Source organism: Christensenella sp., assembly GCF_034927525.1.
Taxonomy (GTDB): domain Bacteria; phylum Bacillota; class Clostridia; order Christensenellales; family Christensenellaceae; genus Christensenella.
The window spans coordinates 1-5,387 of record NZ_JAYFPU010000108.1 but is presented as its reverse complement, the minus strand read 5'-3'; the positions used below and the strand labels follow the sequence as shown (position 1 = coordinate 5,387).

Genomic DNA, 5,387 nt, shown 5'->3' with positions numbered 1-5,387 from the left:
TATCGTTACTGCCTGCGGATAATTTTTGATCACCTGCATGGCGCCCTGCACATCGATTTCGAGAATGACATTTTTGCCCTGCTCAAGCTTACCGAGTACATAGTCTTTAGGCGTTCCGTAATATTTGCCAAATACGTCCGCATATTCCAAAAAGGCATCGTCCGCTATCATTTGTGAAAACGCTTCCTGCGACTTAAAAAAGTAGTTGATTCCTTCTTTTTCTATGCTGCGCGGCGCCCGCGTCGTGGCCGAAATCGACAACTGCAGCGAATCATCCTGCTTCAGCAGTTTATCGACGATTGTTCCTTTTCCACACCCGGATGGCCCGGAAATAACGACTAATTTACCTTTTTGATCCATGCGCTTCTACTTGTCCCCCATTTACTCTCAGTCAGTCTGGTCGTCGTTGTCCTTGGTAACGATCCTGTGCGCCACTGTCTCCGGCTGTACCGCCGACAGAATGACATGGTCGCTGTCCATGATCACGACGGCACGCGTACGTCGCCCATATGTCGCGTCAATCAGCATTCCTTTTGCGCGCGCTTCCGAAATAATGCGCTTGATGGGCGCAGATTCCGGACTGACAATCGCGATCAGCCTGTTCGCCGATACGATATTTCCAAACCCGATATTGATCAACTTGATAGACATTCTTATGCCCCCCGTTTATTCGATGTTTTGTATTTGTTCGCGTATTTTTTCCACTTCGCCTTTTCCGGCGATCACCATTTTCAGTATCTCCGCATCCTGTGTCTTAGAACCGATCGTATTGAATTCACGGTTCAGCTCCTGCACGATGAAGTCCATGTTGCGTCCCTGCGGCGTCGTTTGCTCCCCGCTTGCTTTCATTTGCTTGACATGACTCCTTAAGCGCACCAGTTCTTCGGTGATATTGCAGCGGTCTGCATAAAACGCAACCTCCTGCGCCAGCTTTTGCTCATCGACCTCCGCGCCGTCTAAGATATCCGCGATCCTGTCATGCAGTTTTTTCTTGTATTCGTCAACGATCACATGTTCTTTTCCGGAAATCGTTTCCACATACGAAAGGATCGTGTCCAGTCGCTCGTATACGTCTTTTTTCAGTTGTGCGCCTTCTTTTTCACGCGCATCAGACAATTCTTTTATCGCAGCTTTCAGATTGGTGAACAACAGTTCGCGCAAGGCATCCTGATCGGAATTCTCGTCCTCATAGGTAACCGCATCAGGCAGGCGCATCAGCTGTGATACGGTAAGGTCGTCCTCTACCCCTGTCTTATCGCAAATCTCCTTTGCAGCATTCAGATATGCGTTCAAAAGCGACATATCAGTGATCACCTTCTTTGCGTCCGCACGCTCTGAGGAATAGTTGATGAACACTTCCACACGCCCGCGGTTTAAGGACTGCTTCAAGAACTTGCGGACATCTTCTTCTAAAAACATCATAAACCGCGGTTCACGAATGTTGATATCCAGAAAACGGTGGTTTACCGTCTTGATCTCTACACGTAATTTCCTACCGTCGATCGCAATTTCACTTTTGCCAAAGCCTGTCATGCTTTTCAAAGTTATACCTCTTCTTCTAAATCGCTGCACTATAGTATATCACAAAATAGCCCATTTAAAAAGACCGTGTTTTCAGTACTTTATACAATTCATCCGCACGATAAGGCGCGATTTCCCTGCGCTTTCCGCCGGATATGTCAAACACACCCTGCTCCGTGACCTTGCCGATCACAGTTGCGCCAACGCCCGCTGCTCTTAGCGCTTCTATAACTGCCCCGCCGTTTTGCGCGGTGATCAGCATACTTCCGCTTGAAATCAGTCCAAAAACATCAATGCCGTAGTGATCGCATATCTTCTGTGTTATGGGGTAAATGGGAATTTTATTGAAATCAACCTCTGCGCCCGTTCCGGAAGCGTCGCACATTTCGCACAGTGCACCAATCACGCCGCCCTCTGTCACATCGTGCATCGCAGATACTCCAGCGACTGTTGCGGCGATCGTCCCGTCCTTGACAACGCTCAACAACTCCCCAATCTGCATAAGCTGCTTCTGGTCGTCCTCGTTAAGAAGGCCTTCCAACTCCTTTGCAAAATCGCTGGCGATGATGCTCGTCCCTTCCAATGCGGCATATTTCGTAAGGATAATATCCTCGCCCACCTTCATATCCGCCGTTTTGAATATCCGTCCGGGCATGACCGGCTTACCGATCATCGTGACAGAAACGATCAGTCGGTTCACGCTGTCCGTTACCTCCGTATGTCCGCCGATGATGTCGATCCCAAGGCCTTCCGCGGTCTGTATCAGCTGCTGCATCACTTTAGAGATACGTTCTTCCGTAGCCGACGGCGGAATCAGCAGCGTTACAAGCGCTGCAATGGGCTTTGCGCCCGCAGCGGCAATATCGTTTGCGTTGATGTGGATCGCCAGTATCCCCGTCTGTTCGCTTGAAGCAGTGATCGGGTCTGTCGATACGACACACAGTCCATCCGTAAGGCGTACTGCGCAGCAATCCTCTCCCACGCCCGCACCCACAACTGTTTCTGCGTTCTTAGGGGTGATCTTATCGATAATGAATTTTTGCAATTGGTCGTTTGTCAGCTTTCCCTGCTTCATGCCTTATCCAGCTCCGCCTTTACCAGTTCATTGACAGTCTTGGGGTTCGCTTTGCCCTTGGTCGCTTTCATGGCCTGACCGACAAAGAACGTCATTGCCTTTGCATTACCGCCCTTATAGTCCGCGACCGGTTTGGGGTTGTCGTTTATGATCTGCTGTACGATGGACAATATTTCATCCGCGTTGTCCGTCTGCTTCAAATCCTTTTCTTCCACGATCTGCGCGGGCTTTTTCCCTGTCTTGAACATTTCTTCAAAAACCTGCTTGCCCACGCTTGAGTTGATCACGCCGTCACCTACAAGCTTCAAAAGGTCTGTCAAATCCTGCGGGGATACCGGAATATCCTTTGCATCCATATTATTTTCTTTCAAAAGGCGCGCCAACTCGACCATGATATAGTTGCTGATCGCCTTTGCTTCCGGGTAGATCGCCACACAATCTTCAAACAACTTCGCTGTATATTTGGACATCGTGAGAACACCTGCATCATATTCCGGCAATCCAAACGCCGCAACGTATCTCTCGCGTTTTACGGCAGGAAGCTCGGGCAGAGAGGCTTTGATCCCTGCGATCCGCTCGTCCGTCAAATAGACAGGCACCAGATCCGGATCCGGAAAATAGCGGTAGTCGTGCGCTTCTTCCTTGTCGCGCATCGAAAATGTTTTTCCTTTACTCTCATCCCAGCGGCGTGTTTCCTGCACGATCGTGCCGCCATCCTCGATCACCTCGATATGGCGCCTCGATTCATACTCGATCGCGCGCTGTGCGGCGGAAATACTGTTGATGTTTTTGAGCTCGCTGCGCGTTCCATATTCCTTCTGCCCTTCCGGACGTACGGAAATATTGATGTCACAGCGCATAGAGCCTTCTTCCATCTTGCAGTCGGAAACGCCGATATATTCCATATTGGCACGCACTGCATCCAAAAATGCTTTAACCTGTGCCGCATTGCGAAAATCCGGCTCTGTGACGATCTCCATCAGCGGTACGCCGCCACGGTTATAGTCAACAAGGCTTTCCGAGCCCTCATGCACGAGCTTGCCTGCGTCTTCTTCGATATGGATACGCGTGATGCCGATTTTATGTTTTTCGCCATCAACGTCGAGTTCAACCTCGCCACGTGAACACAGCGGATAATCGAACTGCGATATCTGGTATGCCTTTGCAAGGTCAGGGTAAAAATATCCCTTCCGATCGAGTTTAGAAAAATTAGGTATCTCACAGTTGAGCGCCAGACCCGCGCGCACACCATATTCTACTGCCTGTTCGTTTAATACGGGCAGCGTTCCGGGCATGGAAAGGCAGACCGGACATACGTTTGTGTTGGGTGCGCTGCCGAATTCATTCTTACACGCACAGAATATTTTTGTTTTTGTCGCCATTTCAACATGGACTTCAAGGCCAATGACTGTTTCGTATCTCATCGTTTTCCTCTCATCATAACGTCGGTTTTTGATCAAACTTCACTGTCTGCTCATAGTTCCAGGCCGCGCGGAACATCGTGTTTTCGTCAAACGCTTTCGCAATCATTTGCACGGAGACAGGAAGCCCTTCCTTCGTAACGCCTGACGGCACAGAGATCGCCGTGACCCCCGCAATGTTGACGGGAACCGTAAACAGATCGTTCACATACATTTCAAGCGGCGTAGCCTTTGCGCCGATCTGAAAAGCAGGCGTCGGAGCCGTGGGTGACAATAAAATATCATATTTTTCAAACAGGCGGTCAAAATCGTTTTTGATCAGCGTTTTGACTTTTAATGCCTTCAAATAGTAAGCGTCATAATATCCGGAGCTAAGCACATAGTTCCCCAGCATGATGCGGCGCTTGGTCTCGTCTCCGAACCCCTCGCTACGCGTGTTTTTATACATTTGCTTCAAATCGTCGCAGTGCTCCGTCCGGTAACCGTAACGGATTCCGTCGAAACGCGACAGGTTAGAAGCCACCTCGGCAGAAGCGATCACATAATATGCGGAAAGCGCGTAATCAAACGTGGGCAAAGATGTTTCCTCTACGATCGCGCCCATATCCTCAAACGCCTTAATCGCATCAAGATAGGATTGCTTTACCTCAGCGTCAACGTCCTGTGCCAAGTATTCTTTGGGGATGCCGACCTTCATTCCTTTGATATCATTTTTCATGCCTTCGCCATAATGCGGATATTCCATGATCGCGGAAGTCGTATCCTGCTTGTCGTTTCCCGCAATGATATCCATAATAAAGGCGGAGTCTTCTACGTTTTTGGTAAGCGGCCCGATCTGGTCGAGCGAGGAAGCAAACGCCATCAGTCCAAAACGCGAAACTGTTCCATACGTCGGCTTTAGACCGACCACGCCGCAAAAGGCAGCCGGCTGGCGGACAGAGCCGCCCGTATCTGACCCTAGTGAGAAAATCGCTTCATCTGCAGCGACGCATGCCGCGCTGCCGCCGGACGAACCACCGGGCACACGAGACGTATCCCACGGATTTTTTGTCACACCGAAATAGGATGTTTCCGTAGAGGATCCCATTGCAAATTCCTCCATGTTCGCCTTGGCAACCATGATATAATCCTCTGCCTTCAACTTCTCCACTACTGTCGCATCATAGACCGGTTTATAGTTATAAAGCATTTTGGAAGAAGCTGTGGAAAGCACTCCCTTGGTACACATATTGTCTTTGATGATCGCGGGTATCCCTGCCAGCCTGCCAATCGTCTCGCCTTTTGAGCGTTTTTCGTCCACACGTTTTGCCGCCGCAAGCGCATCGTCTGCGCACACCGTCACAAGCGCATTTATCTTTGGCTCCACAGCT

General features: G+C 49.9%; 5 protein-coding genes and 1 pseudogene. All 6 read right to left on the bottom strand.

The window, feature by feature from the left end:
- Window positions 1-360 (bottom strand): annotated as a pseudogene (locus tag VB081_RS04460) (guanylate kinase); the annotation flags it as partial.
- A gap of 27 nt (window positions 361-387) precedes the next feature.
- Window positions 388-651 carry an extracellular matrix/biofilm regulator RemA gene (gene remA, locus VB081_RS04455; RefSeq protein ID WP_323399642.1) on the bottom strand — a complete coding sequence of 88 codons (264 nt, stop codon included), beginning with the start codon at window positions 649-651 and terminating at the stop codon, window positions 388-390.
- A gap of 15 nt (window positions 652-666) precedes the next feature.
- On the bottom strand, window positions 667-1,533 hold the full coding sequence (locus VB081_RS04450; RefSeq protein ID WP_323399644.1) for a YicC/YloC family endoribonuclease: 867 nt from the start codon (window positions 1,531-1,533) through the stop codon (window positions 667-669).
- Between the two features lie 64 nt (window positions 1,534-1,597).
- The gene (locus VB081_RS04445) at window positions 1,598-2,596 is read right to left on the bottom strand and encodes an AIR synthase family protein (RefSeq protein WP_323399641.1); all 999 of its coding nucleotides are present in this window, start codon (window positions 2,594-2,596) and stop codon (window positions 1,598-1,600) included.
- On the bottom strand, window positions 2,593-4,020 hold the full coding sequence (gene gatB, locus VB081_RS04440; protein WP_323399640.1) for an Asp-tRNA(Asn)/Glu-tRNA(Gln) amidotransferase subunit GatB: 1,428 nt from the start codon (window positions 4,018-4,020) through the stop codon (window positions 2,593-2,595). Before gatB ends, VB081_RS04445 begins: the two co-directional genes overlap by 4 nt.
- A 13-nt stretch (window positions 4,021-4,033) precedes the next feature.
- Window positions 4,034-5,387 (bottom strand): Asp-tRNA(Asn)/Glu-tRNA(Gln) amidotransferase subunit GatA (gene gatA, locus VB081_RS04435; protein ID WP_323399639.1); only part of this gene is annotated, 1,354 nt, incomplete at its 5' end.